The 19,026-nt window shown below is 60.6% G+C and carries 15 protein-coding genes and 1 pseudogene; 5 read left to right on the top strand and 11 right to left on the bottom strand.

Annotated elements, in window-relative coordinates; genetic code table 11:
* Positions 1-78: 78 nt before the first annotated feature.
* Positions 79-273 carry a hypothetical protein gene (locus OKW30_RS26815; protein WP_187610435.1) on the bottom strand — a complete coding sequence of 65 codons (195 nt, stop codon included), beginning with the start codon at positions 271-273 and terminating at the stop codon, positions 79-81.
* A 268-nt stretch (positions 274-541) separates the two neighbouring features.
* Between OKW30_RS26815 and OKW30_RS26810 the strand changes: the two genes are divergently transcribed.
* Both OKW30_RS26810 and OKW30_RS26805 read left to right on the top strand, forming a co-directional pair.
* Positions 542-712, top strand: coding sequence for a hypothetical protein (locus OKW30_RS26810; RefSeq protein ID WP_429348084.1), 171 nt, complete (start codon positions 542-544; stop codon positions 710-712).
* Positions 697-1,121, top strand: a pseudogene (locus tag OKW30_RS26805) (hypothetical protein). The gene OKW30_RS26810 and the pseudogene OKW30_RS26805 overlap by 16 nt, the downstream one beginning before the upstream one ends.
* A gap of 22 nt (positions 1,122-1,143) precedes the next feature.
* On the opposite strand, the gene OKW30_RS26800 reads toward OKW30_RS26805, so the two are convergent.
* The 4 genes from OKW30_RS26800 to OKW30_RS26785 are packed head-to-tail and all read right to left on the bottom strand — an operon-like array spanning position 1,144 to position 5,548.
* Positions 1,144-1,479, bottom strand: a complete 336-nt coding sequence (locus OKW30_RS26800) for a hypothetical protein (protein ID WP_184064884.1) — start codon at positions 1,477-1,479, stop codon at positions 1,144-1,146.
* Between the two features lie 36 nt (positions 1,480-1,515).
* Positions 1,516-2,601 carry a sugar-transfer associated ATP-grasp domain-containing protein gene (locus OKW30_RS26795; RefSeq protein WP_429348083.1) on the bottom strand — a complete coding sequence of 362 codons (1,086 nt, stop codon included), beginning with the start codon at positions 2,599-2,601 and terminating at the stop codon, positions 1,516-1,518.
* 2 nt (positions 2,602-2,603) lie between these two features.
* Positions 2,604-3,986, bottom strand: coding sequence for an undecaprenyl-phosphate glucose phosphotransferase (locus tag OKW30_RS26790; protein WP_187631399.1), 1,383 nt, complete (start codon positions 3,984-3,986; stop codon positions 2,604-2,606).
* Between the two features lie 41 nt (positions 3,987-4,027).
* Positions 4,028-5,548 (bottom strand): mannose-1-phosphate guanylyltransferase/mannose-6-phosphate isomerase, encoded by a 1,521-nt coding sequence (locus OKW30_RS26785; RefSeq protein WP_187631398.1) that lies wholly within the window; start codon positions 5,546-5,548, stop codon positions 4,028-4,030.
* Between the two features lie 635 nt (positions 5,549-6,183).
* Here OKW30_RS26785 and OKW30_RS26780 point away from each other — a divergent pair.
* Positions 6,184-7,491, top strand: a complete 1,308-nt coding sequence (locus OKW30_RS26780; protein WP_429348082.1) for an O-antigen ligase family protein — start codon at positions 6,184-6,186, stop codon at positions 7,489-7,491.
* Here OKW30_RS26780 and OKW30_RS26775 read toward each other — a convergent pair.
* The 6 genes from OKW30_RS26775 to OKW30_RS26750 all read right to left on the bottom strand — a co-directional run bounded on the left by OKW30_RS26775 (position 7,467) and on the right by OKW30_RS26750 (position 16,095).
* Positions 7,467-8,657: a glycosyltransferase family 4 protein gene (locus OKW30_RS26775; protein ID WP_184064868.1), complete on the bottom strand. Its 1,191-nt coding sequence runs from the start codon at positions 8,655-8,657 to the stop codon at positions 7,467-7,469. The genes OKW30_RS26780 and OKW30_RS26775 overlap by 25 nt on opposite strands.
* A gap of 51 nt (positions 8,658-8,708) precedes the next feature.
* Positions 8,709-10,025 carry a lipopolysaccharide biosynthesis protein gene (locus tag OKW30_RS26770; RefSeq protein WP_429348081.1) on the bottom strand — a complete coding sequence of 439 codons (1,317 nt, stop codon included), beginning with the start codon at positions 10,023-10,025 and terminating at the stop codon, positions 8,709-8,711.
* 16 nt (positions 10,026-10,041) lie between these two features.
* On the bottom strand, positions 10,042-11,052 hold the full coding sequence (locus tag OKW30_RS26765; protein ID WP_184064861.1) for a glycosyltransferase family 2 protein: 1,011 nt from the start codon (positions 11,050-11,052) through the stop codon (positions 10,042-10,044).
* 69 nt (positions 11,053-11,121) lie between these two features.
* A complete protein-coding gene (locus OKW30_RS26760; protein WP_429348080.1) occupies positions 11,122-12,579 on the bottom strand; it encodes a hypothetical protein in 1,458 nt (485 codons plus the stop codon).
* Positions 12,580-12,597: 18 nt separating this feature from the next.
* Positions 12,598-13,713, bottom strand: a complete 1,116-nt coding sequence (locus OKW30_RS26755) for a glycosyltransferase family 4 protein (RefSeq protein WP_184064855.1) — start codon at positions 13,711-13,713, stop codon at positions 12,598-12,600.
* A gap of 60 nt (positions 13,714-13,773) precedes the next feature.
* Positions 13,774-16,095, bottom strand: coding sequence for a polysaccharide biosynthesis tyrosine autokinase (locus OKW30_RS26750; RefSeq protein ID WP_429348079.1), 2,322 nt, complete (start codon positions 16,093-16,095; stop codon positions 13,774-13,776).
* Positions 16,096-16,903: 808 nt separating this feature from the next.
* On the opposite strand from OKW30_RS26750, the gene OKW30_RS26745 reads away from it, so the two are divergent.
* Both OKW30_RS26745 and OKW30_RS26740 read left to right on the top strand, forming a co-directional pair.
* Entirely contained in the window at positions 16,904-17,836 is a 933-nt protein-coding gene (locus tag OKW30_RS26745) for a GlxA family transcriptional regulator (RefSeq protein ID WP_184064849.1), read from the top strand.
* 58 nt (positions 17,837-17,894) lie between these two features.
* Complete coding sequence (locus tag OKW30_RS26740; protein WP_429348078.1) at positions 17,895-18,911, top strand: ATP-grasp fold amidoligase family protein; 1,017 nt, start codon at positions 17,895-17,897, stop codon at positions 18,909-18,911.
* Positions 18,912-19,026: the final 115 nt, after the last annotated feature.

The following is a 19,026-nucleotide window of genomic DNA, read 5'->3' as shown; positions in this document are numbered from 1 at the left end:
GAAGAAGCGTGTGCTTCTCGCCGTGCAATTGAAAAAGGCGGCATCAAGCCGCCTTCATTGGGTTGCTGACAGAGCCAGTTAGTGCTTCGTCGTGGTCGTGCCAGGAGTCGCAAGTCTGTCCTGAACGCTTTGCGCCGCATCGGCCAGCAGGTCCGCCGCATCGCGGGGAGTAAGACGACGGTTCGGAATACCCTTGGCGTCGAGCGCCAGAACCGTGAACAGTTCATGATCGCAATTGTTCATGCGCCTGTAGTCCTCGCCGATATGGATCATGACCTCAAGCAGATTCCGCTGATCGTGTCTTTCCTCAGGCGTTACAGAAGGATTCCTGACCAATGAAGTCGCAAGCGTAATCAGATGTTGAAGTTGCTGTCCCTGCCGTTCGCAAAGATGGAAGGCAGCCAGCGCGAGACGTTCATACTGAAGCGCATCTACGGGGGGGGCGGGAAGAAGGCTGTTGCCTGGTAGCTTTGGTCATACGCGGTCCGGGTGATGGTTGAGGATGGCCCGGTCACACATAGGAAAGCGGGTGAGCGGGCACATGACAGGGTTAGCAGACCGGCGCAACACCAAACCGGCAGGCCCGAACGCCTCCCCACTCGCGTCGATTGCCAGCAGCACGTTCGAGCGCGACTGGGTCAACGTGCAGCGCGACCCGGATGATGAACAGCTTATGAGCGCCTTGCCACCAGCCACATGGCGCACTACCTGAACGCTGCAAGCCTTCTCGATCTCGCGCGCGCGGCGGCGCGGCGGCGCAGCGGCGCCCGGTGCAACAACGCGCCGCCGCGCCTTGCGAATGCACGGGCACTCCCCTCGACGGCTGGCAATCGCAACCGCTGTCGCTCGACGAAACGCTGTTCGAGAAGACCGGCACACTGGTGCCGGAGGATGATCCCGAGCCGACCTTCAGCGAATATCTGCCAGATAAGACGAGCTACTGGTCGGCCGATGCGCCGGTCGCGCCGCGCTATTTCCCGTACAACCGCTGCGGCGTATGGCAGTGCTCGATCTGCGGGCGACTGTACATGCGCCATGTCGAAGGCGGCGGTTATTTTGTCGATCGCAGGATTCGCGCGGTAAATGCTGATCTGATCGAGGACGTGCCACTGCCCGCATAACGCGGTTTGCCATAGCCGCGCTTCACGCATCGTCCTTCCCCGTGCGCGCGACGCTCAGCAGTTCTCTAACGCGTCGCGCCAGATTCGACAACGCGCCGCCGGACCGCGCGACGGCCTGCTGTCTGTGCGGCATACGTTGCAGATCGTGCCAGTCGTCATCGAGCGCTCTTGCGTGAGCGTCGGCGCCATACGGCCATTCGACCACCACCGCGCGCAAGCGGGCGGCGCGCGAGCTTCTGTCGGCGCGATCGATATACGCATTGATCTGCGACGCCTCGTACCGCGCCGATTCCTCCGAATCCACGGCAATGAAGTCGTTCAGTCCTTCGATATGGACGCACCATAACTGTTCGCTCACGTCGCGTCTCCTACTACGTTTTTTTGGCCTGCCCGATCAGCCCAGTGACAGCCGTGCAAACTCAGGTTCGGCCCTGAGCCGTTCCCAGTTCAGATCCGCGAAGCACGGGCCTTGCGTCGCCTCGCTGAATTTGACATCGTTGTGCTTGCCGTTCCACTCCATCACCTTGACCTGGCCGTTCGCGTCGACCGTGAGATCCCAGCCGATGCAGCGCGCAAACGGAATCTTCCTGTGCAGGCGTAGCACGGTGGCCACGCATTTCTCGAAACATGGGATCTTCAGGCCCGCAAAGCGCGCGCCTGAGTCTGGATGCGCGTCCACCGCGGCCCAGTCGCTCATATACCCCTCGTCGCACAGTTCGCCCGTTTCGAGTTCGACCGGCACGCATATCTCGCGATCGCTCAGCACATGCGTATCGTCCGCTCTGCCGAGTCGCAAGTAGCAGGCCCGAATGGAAATGCGACCGGCCTCGTCCACCACGGTCGTGAAGCGCAATGTCGCCACCGGCTTCGCAGCAAACGTAGCGAACAGACTGTGCTGGTTGATGAACGTCTGAATCACGCCATTGCCGAGCGACCTGATGATCGCGGGGTCGAAGTTGGCACGGTCGAAGAAGTAGACACCGTTGCCCTGTCCGGAACCGTCGAGCTTGAATACGACGCGTTCGGTATGCTCGAACACGACATCTGTCAGATCGCGCTCGGGCACCACGACGCCTTTGTCGGTAAAGAACAGCCCATTGGCAAAGTACGCGACGTCCGGCAATTCGTCGCCGTCGAAGATCAGCCGTGAAATCGGCTTGAGGCTCGAAATCTTGCCGTACCAGCCTTGCATTTGCGGCACGACGACGATGCCGTAGTAGTTGTCCGGAATCCAGCCTTCCTTGAAGGTGCCGCAAAACGCGGTATAAACGCGCAGCCAGGGTGCGTAGACCGGGTCGCCGAACACGTCTCGCGCATAGGTGTCCGCGAGCCGCAGTTTGTTCGGATCGGTCTTGCCATACCTGCTTTCGAGTCGCTCCAATATTTTTCTCGCCTGCAATTCGTGATCGTGGTGAAAGCGATAAAGCGAGACCCGCTTCGCAGATCGTCTTACTATGTTTTCAACCCCGGATAGCATCATGCTCAGTACGCGTTTGGATGATGAAGCCCCTTGAAAATCGTGGCCAGAATGATCTTCATGTCGAGCCAGAACGACCAGTTGCGCAGGTAGTACAGATCGTGTGCGACGCGGCCCTCCATCTTTTCCAGGCGATCGGTTTCGCCGCGATAGCCGTTGATCTGCGCCCAGCCGGTAATGCCGGGTTTGATCCGATAACGGTGAATATAGCCCGATACGATGTTCTGATAGAGATCGTCGTGTTCGAGCGCATGCGGGCGCGGCCCCACCACCGACATATCGCCGCGCAGCACGTTGAAGAACTGCGGTAGTTCGTCGAGACTCGTGCGGCGCAGGAACGCGCCGACGGCCGTGATGCGTGGATCGTCGCGCGTGGCCTGTTCGAGAATGCCCGGCTTCTGCTCGTGCAGGCGCATCGTGCGGAACTTGTAGATCGTAAACACGCGGCCGTCGGCGCCTTTGCGACGCTGCGTGAAGAACACCGGCCCGCGCGAACTCAGTTTGACGGCGATCGCGCAGCTCAGCAGAATCGGCGAGATCGCGATCAACGCGACGAGCGCGAATAGACGATCGAACAGGTCTTTTTGCACCAACGCCTTCGGCGGCAGCGGCGACGCGGCAAGATTGATCGTCGGCAAGCCGAGCAACTCGGTCATGCTGCCTTCGAACAGCGCAAGCGAGCGCACGTCGGGCATGAAGCGCACATTGATCAGGTCGTTGCGAAACTCCGCCACCAGCTTGAGAATCGCGCGCTCCTCGGTGAGCGGCAGCGCCAGCCACACTTCGCCGATCTGCTGTTCGCGCACGTAGCGAGCGAACGCACCCTGTTCTTCGAAGACCTGCACCGACGAGCGCGGCGCAATGCAGCAGCCGGGGTGCAGGTTATACAGCGCATTCGCGCGAAAGCCGGCCGCGGGCGACGCCTCGATCTTATGGATGATCTCGTCGCAATGTTCGCCGCACGCCGCCACCGCGACCTGCTGCAAGTTCATCCCCGCATGACGCATGCGCCCAAGCAACGCATGCGTGACCAGCCGGCCGGCCATCATTGCCGCGCCCGAAATGCCGGTCCAGTACACGAACCAGAGTCGCGACACGAAATCGATCCGATGCAGCGAGAACATCAGCACCATCGCGCAGGCCTGCACGACGAGCCAGCCGAGCGCCACCTGGCTCGCCAGCACTCTCTTCGAGCGGCCACGCCACGATTCGTAGACGCCGAGCGCCGGAAAGACCGCGAGAGCGAACGCCGCGGCAAAAGCGACGAAGGCGAAATAAAAGCTCCGCTGCGAGCCGCCGTCGAAGCGGATCTGGGAGGCCGCAAATGCCCCAGCCACGATCATCGCGACGTCGAACGCTCTCGCCAGTAGACCAGTCAGCAATCGCATCACAGCCCCCTCATAGGACGTAGCAGGTCGACTCCGTCGCATCAGCCGCAACGCCCGTACTTGTCGTCGAAACGAACGATGTCGTCTTCGCCGAGATAAGTACCCGACTGCACCTCGATGATCTGCAGCGGCACGCGGCCCGGATTTTCGAGCCGATGGCGAACACCCAACGGGATATAGGTCGATTCGTTTTCGCCAAGAAGAAACTGCTCTTCCCCACGCGTGACGTGTGCGGTTCCACACACCACGACCCAATGCTCGGCGCGATGATGATGCATCTGCAACGACAGACGGCCGCCGGGCATCACGACGATGCGCTTCACCTGAAAGCGCTCGCCATGATCGATCGAGTCGTAAAAGCCCCACGGGCGGCGCACTTTTCTGTGCGCATCGGCCTCCGGCGACTTCTCGGCCCTGATCCGCGACACGAGTCCCTTGATGTCCTGCACATGCGAGCGATCCGCGACGAGCACCGCGTCGTCGGTTTCGATCACGATCATGTTGCTGGTGCCGACGCAGGCGAGAAGCCTGCCTCCTTGCGAGCGTGCGTAGGTCGCGGTGGCCCCTTCGAACACCACGCGGCCGCTGGCCGCGTTACCGCAGTCGTCCTTCTCCATCGCTTGCCATACGGCATCCCACGAGCCGAGATCGGACCAGCCTGCTTCGAGCGGCACCACCACGCCGGAAAACGCCGACTCCGGTTTGCCAAGCTGTTCCATCACCGCATAGTCGATCGAGTCGGACGGCGAACCCAGAAACCCCTCGGCGTCCGGCATGATGCATTCTTCAGTCTTCTTCGCGTCGCGGTATGCCTGAACGCAGGCCGCGTGCATGTCCGGCTGAAACTGCTCGATGATGGAGAGCCAAACCGACGCTCGCACGACGAAGATGCCGCTATTCCACCAGTAATTGCCCGACGCGACGTACTGGGCCGCGAGTTCCGTCGCGGGCTTCTCGACGAAGCGCTCGATGCGGCGCGCGCCGTCTGGCAACGCGTCGCCGAGCCGGATATAACCGAAGCCCGTGTCGGGCCGTTCGGGCGGTACGCCTAGCGTGACGATCGCGCCGTCGCGCGCATGCCTCGCGGCGATGTCCAGCGCGTGGTGAAGCGCTCCGAGATTCGCGATCGCATGGTCGGCGGGCATGGCGACCAGAATGGCGTCTTCGTCTTCCGCGCATGCCGTCAACGCGGCAAGCGTCAATGCCGGCGCCGTATCGCGACGCGCGGGTTCGACCACGATCCGCGCGTTCACGCCGATCTCGCGCGCCTGTTCGTAAGTGGCGAAATAATGCTCGGTTCCGCAGACGATCACGGGATCGGCCGCGACGTTCCATGCGCCATCAAAACCCGCCATGCGCCCCATGGTTGCCTGCAGCAAAGTCTGATTGCCGATCACGTCGATCAGTTGTTTTGGAAACTGTTCGCGCGACACCGGCCACAACCGGGTGCCGGAACCACCGGCGAGAATCACCTGCACCAGCGTCGGAAACTCCGCCTCGGCAGAATCCTGTCGTATCGTTTCGACATCCGCTGCGGCTGCTGCCGCGGTAACCTTGCCCATCGCTCACTCCTTCGCATTGAAACCGGCTCGGGAACGCGTTTCCCTCGAGGACACCGCATAACGCGGTGTGCCGCGATCCACGCAAATACCGTCTGATGTGATTCATGACAGGGCGTGCGCGTCAAACGGACCAGACCAGTAGTTCAGTTCGCAGTGAAAGATGCATGCGCCTACAGCGAATCCGGCTCGATCGGGAAGTACGGAAACTGACTGGCCGAATCGCAATGGTCTGCTCGACAACGACGACCGGAAAACGATTGAAACGAAAGATCGAATGCGGCAAACGACCTGCATCGGATCTAGTCGACATCGTGCCCCGATGAATTCATCATAGTTAGACCGCATTGCGACGCAGCCCATCTGGCGCGAAGCGCGGAAGTTTTGGCGGTGCTCGCGGACTTGATTTAACAAGCTTGCGAACGAGCTTGCACTTCTATTGCAGGGCGCGCGATTGGAAATAAGCAGCGACACGTGCTACCGTTTGATGAACGTCCCGTGGCATTCATGTCAAAGATAAACAGCGGTGTGATCCCCGCGCGGCCCACACTGTGAGTTTTCCGCTGTTCCAATCTCGCCATCATCCAGCGCATGGGCACAACCCCAACCGGCGCGCCATTCGTTTTTCTGGAGTTGCAATGGCCTATATTTCGCTGCTCGCACTTTTCCTGACGGTCACGAATTTCGTGCCCATCAGTGCGATCGGCTTTGTCCCGTTGCTATTGCTGGCATGGCGCTTTTACGGCCGCAGTTATCCCGCATTCATCGCGCCGCTTACCGCTTTCACGGTGCTCGCGACCGTCTCGACGCTGCTCTATGATCCGCAGTCGTTCCTCGACTTCGACTTTTATCGGCGCGACGGCAATTTTTTCATTTCCTATGCGCCCATTTTTGCCGGTTTCGTGTATGCGCACCGCTGGGATCTGCACAAGGTACTGCGTGCGCTGTTCATTTTCGCGGTCATCATCAATCTGCCGATGTACGTCTACTACATCGCCACGAACGGGCTGTTCAGCATCTTCGTTAATCCGGCCGACAGTTTCGGCAGCTACTTCATTGCGCGCAACGCAGCCGGCGGCTTCCTGGCGATGCTGTTCTGTCTCGGCATAGCGTGCTACCTGCAAAAACGCAGCAAGCTGCTGATCGCGCTGCTCGCCTGCAATGTGCTGATGCTGTTTTCGACCTACAGCCGTGGCTCGCTGCTTGGCGCGGCGGCCGTTCTGCCCTATCTGTACTTTGGCCGCAAGCGCTGGATTCTCGGCACGCTGATAGCCGTGCTGCTGCTAGCCTCGGTCGCCGTCGCGATCTACCATACCCAGCCGAACGTCGACTACATGGGCTATACGTTCGCGATTCACGCCAATGACGCCAAGGTCAACAACCTCGACATTCGCTACGAGTGGTTGTGGCCGCGAGCGCTCGCGTATTTCGTGCAAAGCCCGCTCGTCGGTCTCGGCTTCGGCTCCTTCGACGACCACATCGGCAGCCTCACCTCGTACTTCCATCTGTTCGCGGTGCCGTCCGACATAGTGATCGAGCACAGCGACTCGCACGCTCACAACTCGTATCTGAATATCCTCGCCGAGCTCGGCGTAGTGGGCTTGACGCTGATCCTCGCGTTCTTCTGGAGACTGATCGAGTGGAGCAGGCAGGGGGCGGCGTATGCCGCGTTGGTCGAGGGCGGCCGCCAGTTCGCGGCGTTCCGCTTCGTCGAGATTTCGTCGGTTTGCCTGCTGGTGATGTCGGCAACCGAGCATCGGCTCGTTTCGCCGTCGAATGTATTGATTCTTTCTCTGGTGATCTCGCTGCTGCTAGCCGCGCGTCCGCTGGCGGCCACCGCATTCAGCCCCGGCCCGCGCGGAGCGCGCAAGGCGGGCAACGTGGGCGCGCGAGCTGCACAGCCCGTGCCCCAGCGCCCGACTCAGGGCGTAACGTCGGCAAGATGACGTTCTTCGGCCGGCAGCGACTGACTCGGCGCATAGGGAAGAAACTGTTCGACGCACGCATACGGGAGCCGCGCGTCGACGAAGCCCATCAGGGCCTTCTTGAAGTTTTCCGACGAAAACCGCTCGGCATTCTTGCGGCACACGCGTGCGTCGAATAGGGCTGCGTTGCTCTCGAACCGGGTAACGGCTTCGAGCAACGACGCGGTGCTTTGCTCACCGAAGAAAACCCCGGTGGGTCGCTCGAGCGGCAATCCCACCACCGATTCAAGCGCGCCACCGCGGCCGAAGGCGATCACCGGCGTGCCGCATGCCTGCGCTTCGACCACCGAAATGCCGAAGTCTTCTTCCGCCGCGAACACGAACGCGCGCGCGCGCCGCAAATGATCGACCAGCACATCGGACGGCTGATGCCCGAGAATCTGGACGTTGTCGCCGGCCACCGCTTTGATCTTCTTCATCTCGGGACCGTCGCCGATCACGACCAGCTTGCGTTCAGGCGTTTGCGAAAAGGCCTGAACGATCAGATCGATACGCTTATAAGGCACCATCCGCGACGCCGTCACGTAGAAATCCTCTTTCTCCGTACCAATAGGCATGTTCACCAGATCGACCGGCGGATAGATCACGGTCGCTTCGCGCTGATAGGCCTTTCTGATACGCCGCGCAATGAACTGAGAATTCGCGACGAGATGATCGACGCCGTTCGCGGAGCGCGAATCCCAGCCTCGAATGTAATGAAGCAGCACGCGCGCCAACGCGGAGCGCAGCCCTGTGTCGAGATGGGATTCACGCAGGTACTGATGTTGCAGATCCCACGCATAGCGGATCGGCGAATGAATGTAGCTGATATGCATCTGGTTCGGCCCGGTCAACACGCCTTTCGCGACCGCGTGCGAGCTCGAAATGACGAGATCGTAGCCTGACAGATCCACCTGCTCGATCGCAATCGGCATCAACGGTAGATAGGCGCGGTATCGTCTTCGCGCAAACGGCATCTTCTGGATGAATGACGTGTTGACGGACTTCCCCTTCACGCAATCGCGGTCTTCGAGAAAATCGACAATCGAAAAGACATCCGCATCCGGGAAGCACTCGATGATGTTCTTCAATACTTTCTCGGCGCCGCCGGACACTACGAGCCAATCGTGAACAATAGCGACTTTCACTTCGACCTCCTGTGACAATCCACCCAAACTCCCACACACCCACGCGCCACTTCAATCGTCCTTTGCGCCGCCCGCCTGCGTACTAAGCCCGCACACCACCCGCACCCGCTCGAGCGCGCGCTCGGCGCCGGGCAACAGCCCGACCAGCTCGAGGCGAATCAACACGCTGAGCAGCGTCACCGACAGCGCCGCTTCGCCGATCACCCGAGCAGAGGCCATGCCAATCGCGCCGAAACGCGGTGCGAGAACGAGCGCCGCTGCGAGATTGACCAGCGCCGAGGCGACGCCGGCCATCGCGAGCACCCGGTCTCTCCTGCGTGGCACGAATACATAGAGCGCGACGAACTCGTTGAACGCCGCGAACGGGAACATCCATGCAAACACCTGCAACACGTGCACGCTCGGCTCGAACGCGGCGCCGAGAATCAGCGGCAACACGAAAGGCGACAGCGTCAACGCGCCGCACAGCACGAGCACGCCATAGCCGAGCAGCAAGATGGCGCCGCGCCGCGTCGTGACATGCGCGCCCGCCTTGTCGCCCTGCGCGAGTTGCCGGGTTATCGTCGGAATAAAGACTTGCGCCGCGGGGGCCATCAGGCTGAGTCCGATCGTCGCGAAACGCTCGGCCGCGCCGAAATAGCCGACCTCCGCCGGCGTCGAGAACAAGCTCAGCAAATACGTCGACGATGCCGTCAGCACGACGGAGCCGGACGAATAGCAGAACAGCATCGTCGACCGGCGCACGAGCGGCAGGACGCCGGCAAACGCCAGACGCGGCCAGCCGAGTTGCCACGTCGTCAAACCGTAGGCAATGATCAAGGACGCGATACCCGCAATCAGCAGACTCGCCAACACCCATACGGCATCGTTCGGTCCTTTGACGAGAGTCAGCACCAGCACGAGACTCAGCGCGAAGCCGAACACTTCGATCATGATCGGCGTTCGAATGTGTTGCCGCCCCTGAAACAGCCAGCCGAGATTGCATGCCGACACGATACCTAGCAAAGTCGCGAGCAGGCCGATCAGCGGCCGCTCCGACAGCAACGGTGAACAGAACGTCGCAATGATGCCGATGCCCGCGCCGATCACGGCGAGTGTCAGCCGCGCGCTGACATGCAGCGAATAGATCGCATTGCATTCCTGGGTCGACTGCGCTTTCGCCACCTCGCGCATACCGACGAAGGTAAAGCCGAAGCCGACGAGCATCCATATCACGTTCATCAGCGACATCGACGCGAGTACCCGGCCGTATTCGGCCACGCCGAGCACCCGGCCATAGAATGGCACGACGATCAGGAGGTACACGTACCTCATGAAATAACCGGCGTAAACAAATACGATCAGGTTGGCGCTCGTTCGTCTATCCATGCCGTCCTCCTTCGCCTCAGCGTCCTGCGACGCGACGGCGCGCGAGCGGGTTCGCGATATAACGCACCGCGAAATCCGACAGCGGCGAATAAGGCACGAGACACAGGCTCGACAGTACGAGCGTGCCGAGCTTCTTCTTCAGGCTCCAGAACGGATTTGCAATGATCGTGTGCAGATAGTTACGCGAATCGAGGATCATCCAATGCCAACGCCGGAACAGGGTCGCGCGATAAACGGAAGAGCAGAATGTCGCTTTCTCGTGTGAGAAGTCGAGAAATGTTGCCGGTAGTTCTATGTCGAGCCGATCTTTGGCGATATTGCGCAGAATGGCCCAGCGCATGTTGAACGCGCGCGGTGCTTTCGTCAGTTGTTCCGAGTTCGCGAACGACACCGTATCACTGCCCGCGTTATGCACCCGGTAGCCGCCTAGCGACTTCGACACGGTAGCGATCGGTCCGGCCAGCGCGACGCCATAGATCGCATAAAAGTCCGCGCCATAGCGATTCACGCCCTCTTCGGGAACCGGGAAGATCTGCTTGAGCGCGCTCACCCGGTAAGCATTGCCAGACGCGGGCGGGGACGGATAGAGCCACCCGCCGCGCAGCAGCCTGCCGCAGTCGTGTGGCGGCTCGCTATTCGGCACGTAGGCACCCGTCAATGCGCCTTCGTTGTCCATCACGTCGAGCCGGAATTGCACCTTGGCCCACTCGCCGCCCTCGAAAAAGCGCATGACTTCGGTAACCGCGGATGGGTACAGCACGTCATCGGAATCGAGAAGGATCACGTACTCCGTGGTGAGCGACGCGATTGCATGGTTGTAGGCGGATACTTGCCCGCCGTTTTTCTTGCACAACGTCAGTACGCGATCGCCATAGCTTTCGATGATCGCGCGCGAACCGTCGGTCGAGCCATCGTCGACGACCATGACGGTGGTCGCCGGATAATCCTGCGCGAGCGCCGAGTCGATCGCCGCGGCCAGATAGTGCTCGTAGTTGTAATTGCAAATCGCAATGGTGACCTGCTTCATGATGTGTCAACGCTATCCGTCAGGTTCGATCCGCCGGCTCCCGGCGGTCGTCATGCTCGCGAAATATCGCTATGCCACTGCCTGCGTCACACGACGCACCACGAGATAAGCCAGATGTTTGGGCGGATTATTACCAGCGCCGTTCACCTGGTCGGGTACCTTGAATCGCACGTTCATCAAATCGTTGTCCCAACTCAGTGCAACCTTGTCCGGTGCGCTCGCCTCGCCGCTCAGCGCATCGATGAAATCGACCTGCACCGCGTGCGAGCGCAGCGGCTGCAGCCCGCCGATGGAAATGTTCTGCCAGCCCGCGCTGCTGCTCACCTGCATCACGAGGTCGTTGCCGGAAAGCAAGGCATTGGCAGCAACACCCGGACCGCATTGCAGCGGCTTCGAAAAATTCGCCAGATGCCCACCCGCTGTTTGATGCAACACGACCAAGCTTCGACCGGAAACGTTGTAGGTTCGTTCAGGCGGACCGGGATGCGTGAGACGAAAAGGTTCATAGCCGTCCCAGTGATAGATCATCGACAGGTACTTGTTCGGGTCGTCCCAATTCCTGCCGAGCGCCCACACCGCGAAGTCGAAGAAATAACGCGGCAAATAGTGCGGGTCTTTCATGTACTCGTTGCCGATCTCCGTTTGCCAGATGCCGCGCGCGGGACCGCTCTTCACATATCGCTGGTACAGCGATTCCATATCGGCAACCGGCAAGTAGTGCGTGTCGATGTAGTCGACCCAATCGAGCATGCGCTCTTTCAAGACCGGACTGCGATATTCGAGCCAGCGGTGAAAGTTATCGAGGCCGCCCTGGTCCGGCCAGCCGCCATACACCACATACGCGCGATAACTGCGAATGATGCGGGCCGCCGGAATATGAATCCGCTCGACGTAATCCTGCATCGCGCGTTCGTACGGTTTCGAGCGTTTTTCGTCCTTGCTGAACTCCGGGCCGTGCCAGAACACGGACTGAGGCAAGCCCCCGGACAACTTGCCGGCCGCCTCGTTCCAGACCTGGAAATAGCGCAGGTTATAAGGCGGCGCCGAATACTTGCGCACCACCGCGTCGACATACTGCTTCCACGCATCCACGTCGACGGGTGCCGAATTGCCGTCGCCGGGCACGGTCGCATTCCATCTCGGCGTATAGCCGAGCATCAACAGCGAACCGATTCCATCGCGTTCGTTTCGCAACAGTGCCGACGGCAGATCGATATCGAACGCCGAGCTCGTTTTGTCGATGCGCATCGCCTCGCCGGGCCGATCAGGTTGACCAGGGCCGACCGTGTCACGGCCCCAGCTAATGCCCATCGCTCGCCACATCTCGATGTCGGCGGCCGATCCGGCCCAGCCGTTCGTGCCGATCAGATCGGTCATCATGCGGGCGCGCGCGTTCGCGGGCGCCGGGTCCGGTACCATTGCGAGAGCGGGCCGGAGAGTCGACAACGGCCCGGCCGCACCCGCCGCCAACGCGGCGAGTGTGCGCAATGCACGTCTTCTGCCAGCACGGGTCTTCATGCGATCCATGTTCGTGCCCACCCATCGCTAGCTCGCGGACGCGCGCGGCGTCAGTTCGGGCAGCCGCTCGCCAGTCTTGACATCGAGGATTTCGAGCACCGTTTGCGCCGCGCGCTCCCAGCGAAACTCGCGCGCATGCAGCAGCCCCGCGCTGCGATAACGTTGGCGAAGATCGGCGTCGCTCATCATCTGCGCGATCTTGGCGGCGATGTCGTCCGCGGAGGTCGCGTCGCAGTACATTGCGGCATCGCCGCATGCTTCCGGTATCGACGTGCGCGCCGACGCGATCACGGGACAGCCGCAATACATCGCTTCCAGAGGCGGCAGGCCGAAACCTTCGTACAACGACGGAAACACGAGGCAGCCAGCGCTCTCGTACAGTGCCTTCAGCTCCGCGTCCGACACGAAACCTGCCCACACGACCTGCCGCGAATGCACAGGATGCTCGACGCCAGCACCGCTGAAGATGCGCGGATACTGTTTTCCCACGATGACGAATTTGACGTCGCGCAGATGCCCGAGCCGCACGATCGCATCGAGCACGCCGCGCAGATTCTTGCGCGGATCGAGACTGCCGACGATCACGCAATAGGCGTCCTTGTTCAATTCGAGCCGTTGCAGCACCGATGGGTCGGCAACGATCCGGTCGAAATGATCCGCGCCGGGCGCCACCACTTTCACGCGCGATTCGTCGATTTTCAGGTGATGGCAGATACGCATTTTCGAAAACGTCGAGACCGTCAGAACGATCGGATGGGTGCGCGGCAAGAGCGCGAAACAGATGCGATACCAGAGCCGGAATTTCCTCGAAAAGCCTTGCGGCATGTCAAGGACGGCCATGTCGTGAACCATCACGACCTGACTGTGCTTGAACAGCGGGTTCGTATTGCACAGACTCAGCAGCGTGATGCCGCGTGCGGCGATTGGCAGCGTGATCTGCTCCCACAGCGTGCCGCGCAGCCACGGAAAGCGCCGTTGCGGTTTGAGCAGCGCCCCCGGCTCGACCGCGTTTTGCGGCACGAACACTTCCGGTTCGTCACCGGGCGCGGCGCGCATCTGCATGGCCCGCGTCAGCTCATACGCAACGCGTTGAACCCCCGTGATGGACTGAGAAGTAAACTTTCCGTTGATTGCAAAGGCCATCTGGTTCTCCGTTTTACGCCATCGCGAACGCGCTTTTACCGCGTTGGGGTCTCCACACGCTCAGGCGCCTCGCGGCGCTTGCTGTCCGACGTCGCTTTCGCCGAAATCGCTGGCATAGTTCGTTTCGTAGCCATAGTTCTTCGTGCTTCGACGCAGCGGAATGCCGTTGAACACCGCGCCCGCGATGCGCCCTTCCGCGCGTTCCACCTTTCTGATCGTGTCGGCGATCTCCTCCTCGCTTTGCATGCCCGAGCGCAGCACGAGCAGAGATGCGCCCGCCTCGTTCGCGACGATCGAGGCGTCGGTGACCGCGAGGAAAGGCGGCGTATCGATGATCACCAGATCGAACTGGCTCGACAGCCGCTCGAGTACTTCCTTCAGGTGCGGCCTCATCAGCAGCGCGGCGGGGTTCTCCGGGCGCACGCCGCATGACAGGAACGTCAATCCGTCGATGCGGGTCGAGCGCAGCGCATTGCGGAGCGGCAGGCGTTCGGACAGTACTTCGGAAAGGCCTCCACGATTGCTCTCGTTGAATAGCGAGGCGAGATGACCGCGTCGCATGTCGGCATCGATCAGCACCACCCGTGAGCCGATTTCAGCGTGGAGGATCGCCAGATTCGCGGCGACGAAGCTCTTGCCGGCCGATGGCGTGGGCCCGATGATCATCACGATGTTGTTGCGTGCATGCGCGAGATCGCGCGTGACGGCGGTCCGTACGCTGCGCAGCGCTTCGACCGATGTGTCGTGCGGAAAGCGCGCGGCGAGAATCCTGTTCTGGACGCCGGACTCGAACTGAATCTCGTGCAGACTCTTCTGCATCGGCGGATGGGCGCGCCCGGCTGTTGCCGGCAGCGATTTGCGCCCCGCGGTCGCATCGCGGTCGAGCAGCAGTTGCTGATGGCTGAACAGAATCTCGCCAAACACCGGCACGCTCATCTGGCGCTCGACGTAGCGCGGGTCGGTCACGCCGATCATCACGTGGCGGCGCATGAAGACCAACACGACGCCGGACACGATACCGAGCACCAATCCGCCGCCGAGCACGAGAATCGGCTGTGGCATGACCGGCATATGCGGTCTGATCGCGCGATCGAGAATATGCGCGCCGCCCGTCGTGCTGGCGCGGCGCACCTGCAATTGCTCGGCCTTCTGCACCATGCCGAGATACACCGTTTCCGCGACCTTCTGCGCGCGGATCAGATCGACGCTCGCGCGTTCCGACGCGGGCATGCCGTTGAAATGGTCGGAGAATTTCGCTTTCGCATCTTTCAATTGCGCCAGTTGCTCGTCGACGTTCTGCACCCAGCGGCTCTGTTCCGTATAGCGCTCGAGCATTTGCGTGCGCTGCAATTGCAGCGCCGCGATCTGCTTGTCGAGATCGAGGCCGCCCTGCAAATAGGCTTGCGCCTCGTTGGTCGGCTGCATCGATCGCGAGCTCGAACGGAAGTTCTTCAGCGCTTCCTCCGCTTTTCGCAGATCGCCGAGTAGACGCGGGAGTTCGCCGTTAATGAACGCGAGCGTCTGCGTGTCGTTCGCTTGCCGGCTCGCCACCGCGGATGCGAGGTATTGCTCTCCCAATGCATTGGCGACGGCCGCGGCTTTGTCCGGACTCTTGTCGCGGTACTGGATTTGCATCAGCCCGGAGTCTTTCACCTTGTCGCCAATCTTGACGAGACTGGTGAAGCGCTTGATGGCATCGAGCTCATTCCAGCGGATCACCTCGAACTTCGTGCCCGGCCGCGCAGCGAGTTCCTTCACGAGCATCGACACGCCGTTCTGCTTGAGCGGCATGCCGACCGTGCCACTCGCCAGCAACTCGCCGGACGGGCCGTGCAATTCGAACGCGCCATTGTCGAGCGCGGTCAAGGTCAGCTTCTCTTCCTCGAGTTCGCGCGGCACGTCGAGCGCGGCGATCTGCACACGCTCGCCGCCCCATGCAAACGATTTCAGCCCGAGCCACGGCGCCGCGGGCTGTCCCGGTGTAGCGAATTTTTCGGCGATGTCGCCGAGAACCGGAAGCTTGTGCGGCTTCACCGAAATGTCGAAACGGAACTGGTCCATCACCGGCTGCAAAACTGCACGGCTTTCCATGACCGCCATTTCGGTTACCGACGACGGCGTCGGTGGCGGCAACAGTTCCTGGTTCTGCAACGCGAGTCCGAGGGCATTTGGCTCGGGTGGGTCCACGCGAATGATTACGTCAGCGGAATAGATAGGCGTGGCAATCAGAAGATACGCGACCGCGAACGTGAGGACGACGACGGTCGTCACCACGATCTCCCAGATGTGGTCGCGCATTAGCGTGAGCATCGCGCGGGCACTGAGTTGTCTACGCTCGGTATCAACAGCGGGATAGAGCGAGTTTTGCGGATAGTAATCCACCGGTCTGATCCTTGCAGGTTGATGAAACAAAACGATCGGCGATCGCTTTGCGTCGCCACGTCGCTATTTATGCCGCCGGCCGGATAGACCCTCGATTGGCTGGCAGCACGGCGAAGCGACGTGCTGTGTCGGGTTAGGTCGGGGAGCGTGTTCGGGACCTCTCGAACCACGGAAGGCTACACACCTATTGCTTATCCACCGCGGCATTGCCGATTGTTCTTCTCACGAATCAGCAAATGCGAAGCCCGCCATTCACGTAATCCGCGATTGACAATTTCTCTCTCGATGTTGCGCTGAAGCATAGTCCGCAAAGGATCGAGGCATTCGCCGGCGGCCCAAAGTAGGGTGCTATTGGCCGATAATGCGGAGCCTTTTACAAATGAAACAGAAGCCGGAAAGGCTTGTTGCGATCTGCAATTGCTGTAACAGAGTAATACGACAGGCATCGTACATCGCGACAGAACGCCAATTGCACGGCTCAAGTGTCAGGAATGCCCTTGTTATCCCGCAAATCGCGCCGAATCCAAGCCACTCGGCGCATTCCGCCGATGCCCCAGCATTTCGCTTGCAAGAATCGCGCTAATTGATCGGGAAAAAAATTCCGTGCAACGTTAATTAGTAGCACGCATTTCTGCGAATAGCGAGGTAAGAATTTCTTGAATCCTGACGATTACGCCAAAACACCCACGCATGCCGGCCAAGCTCGTCTCGCCCAAATCGATGCGCTAATCTCAATGCGTAGATTTTCCTGACTGGAGAAGCTCGCGTGATGAAGCACATTGGTCTATTCGTCTTTCAGGATTGTTCGATGGCAAGTACCGGCGCGATCGGCGACGCGTTCCGGCTTGCCAATGAGTTCAAGAGAACGGCTGGCGAAGAGGCGCCATACCGGTTTACCGTGGTATCCGACGGCGGCGGTCTGGTGACCAGTTCGTCCGGCATATCGATCTGGACGCAAGGCCTCGAACGCTACTGCCTCGCTGATTTCCACGCGCTCTTCGTGGCCTGCCGCGACGTCACCGAAGTCGCGGAATCCAACGACCGCTTTCTGTCGTGGATCTCGCTGCAAGGATCGATTGCATCTTTCGGCATGCAACAGGGTGCGAATCTCGCGGTCGTCTGCAACGACCCGCTGCAATCGATCGTGCCGATTTTTCTGTTCGACGACAGCGGTGACGCCGCGCGCACGCAAAGCAATGTGACGCCGACCGATCTCGCGCTCGCGCAGATCGAACGCGACATCAATACCGACACTGCCCGCAAGATAGGCCGCATCCTGCAAACCGGCTACGCCGAGAAAAGCCGCTCCGAGTTCGACGACGTCAACATCACGACGACGACGGAGAAGATTCGCGAATCGGCGCGCTGGATCAAGGAAAACTACAGCAAGGCTATTTCGGTTGCGCAGGCGGCCGAATCGGTGGCGATGAGCAAGCGCAATTTCCAGCGCCGCTTCAAATGCGAGTTCGGCATGACGCCGCTCGAATATCTGCTGCGCACACGCTTCGAGATCGTTCGCTCGATGCTGAAGAACACCGATCTGCCGGTCGACAAGATTGCGCGCCGCTGCGGAATGGGCGACGGTAATCGGCTTGGGCGGCTATTCAAGGAGCGCTATGGCATGTCGCCGACGCAATTCCGCGCGCAACAGCATGTGGATGCGGAGGAACGCTGGCTGACGCCGGAGGAAAGCTGGAGTGCCGCGACCGAGATGTTGCGGCAAGCGCCGCTGACACTTTGATTTCAATTCCCGTTACTCCGAGGACGACTCGTCGACTCGACCGCAAAGGGATTAGAACATGACGATCATCAAATCCGCCGAACTGGCCGCGCAGGATGCGGCCGTCGCGCCGAAAAACATGGCCTCCTTACGCTCCGGCGACAGTGCTCTGGCCGCGCCCTGCGGGCAGCCGGGCTTGCACACCGGTGCGCATGCGGCGCACGGGCAATCGCCATCTACCGCGAGAAAAATCAAGGAAGCGGCGAAAACGCTATTGCCGGACGCCCTTTTCCTAAGCCTGTTACATCACAAATGCATTGGCCGCTATCCGAACCTGATTCGTCCGGTGACGTTCAATGAGAAGATCCTGCAGCGCAATCTTCATCCTGATCCGCGCTATATCGACCTGACCGACAAGCTTCTGGTGCGGGAATATATTGCCCGAAAAATCGGCGACAAGCATTTGATACCGCTGATCGCAGTGCCCGATGCATTCACGCCCGAAGTGTTCGACGCACTGCCGGATGCTTTCGTAATGAAAGCCAATCACGGCAGCAGCTACGTCGAAGTGGTGAGAAACAAATCAGAGACCTCGTTCGAGAAGCTGAAGAAGCTCGCCGACCAATGGTTGCGCACCGAATTCTATTACGTTGGGCGCGAGCGGCACTATCGGACGATCGAGCCGCGCGTTTTCTTCGAGCAGTTGCTGCTCGATCGGCGCGGCCAGATTCCGGCGGATTTCAAAATGCACTGCTTTGGCGGCCGTCCTGGCGGGCCGATCATCTATATCCTCGTGATCTCGGATCGATTCGGCAACGCGACGCACGGCGACGTGTACGACGCCGACTGGAATCACCTCGATATCGCAATCGGCGACTACAAGCGCAGCGCGTTGCCCGCTCCGCGCCCGCCGCATCTACAGGCCGTGCTCGATGTCGCGGCCCGTCTGTGCGAAGACTTCGACTATGTGCGCGTCGACCTGTATGCGCCGGACGACCTCGTTTATTTCGGCGAACTTACATTTACGCCCGGCGCGGGGGTGCTGCCCTTCACGCCGGACAGTATCGATTACGAGTGGGGCAAGCTGCTGGCTTGAATCCGCTTTCATTCGTAGCGTTTTGCCTCCTCCATCCGATCGGGCGTGCCGGTCGGCGCTTTCAGCGTTTCGAAGCCGAGCATGCGCTCGCGCAAAGAGATGGAGGCGGAAAAGG

The sequence above is a fragment of the Paraburkholderia sp. Clong3 genome (assembly GCF_050436485.1).
Taxonomy (GTDB): Bacteria; Pseudomonadota; Gammaproteobacteria; order Burkholderiales; family Burkholderiaceae; genus Paraburkholderia; species Paraburkholderia tuberum.
The sequence above is the reverse complement of the archived record's forward strand: the minus strand, read 5'-3'. Positions and strand labels throughout refer to the sequence as shown.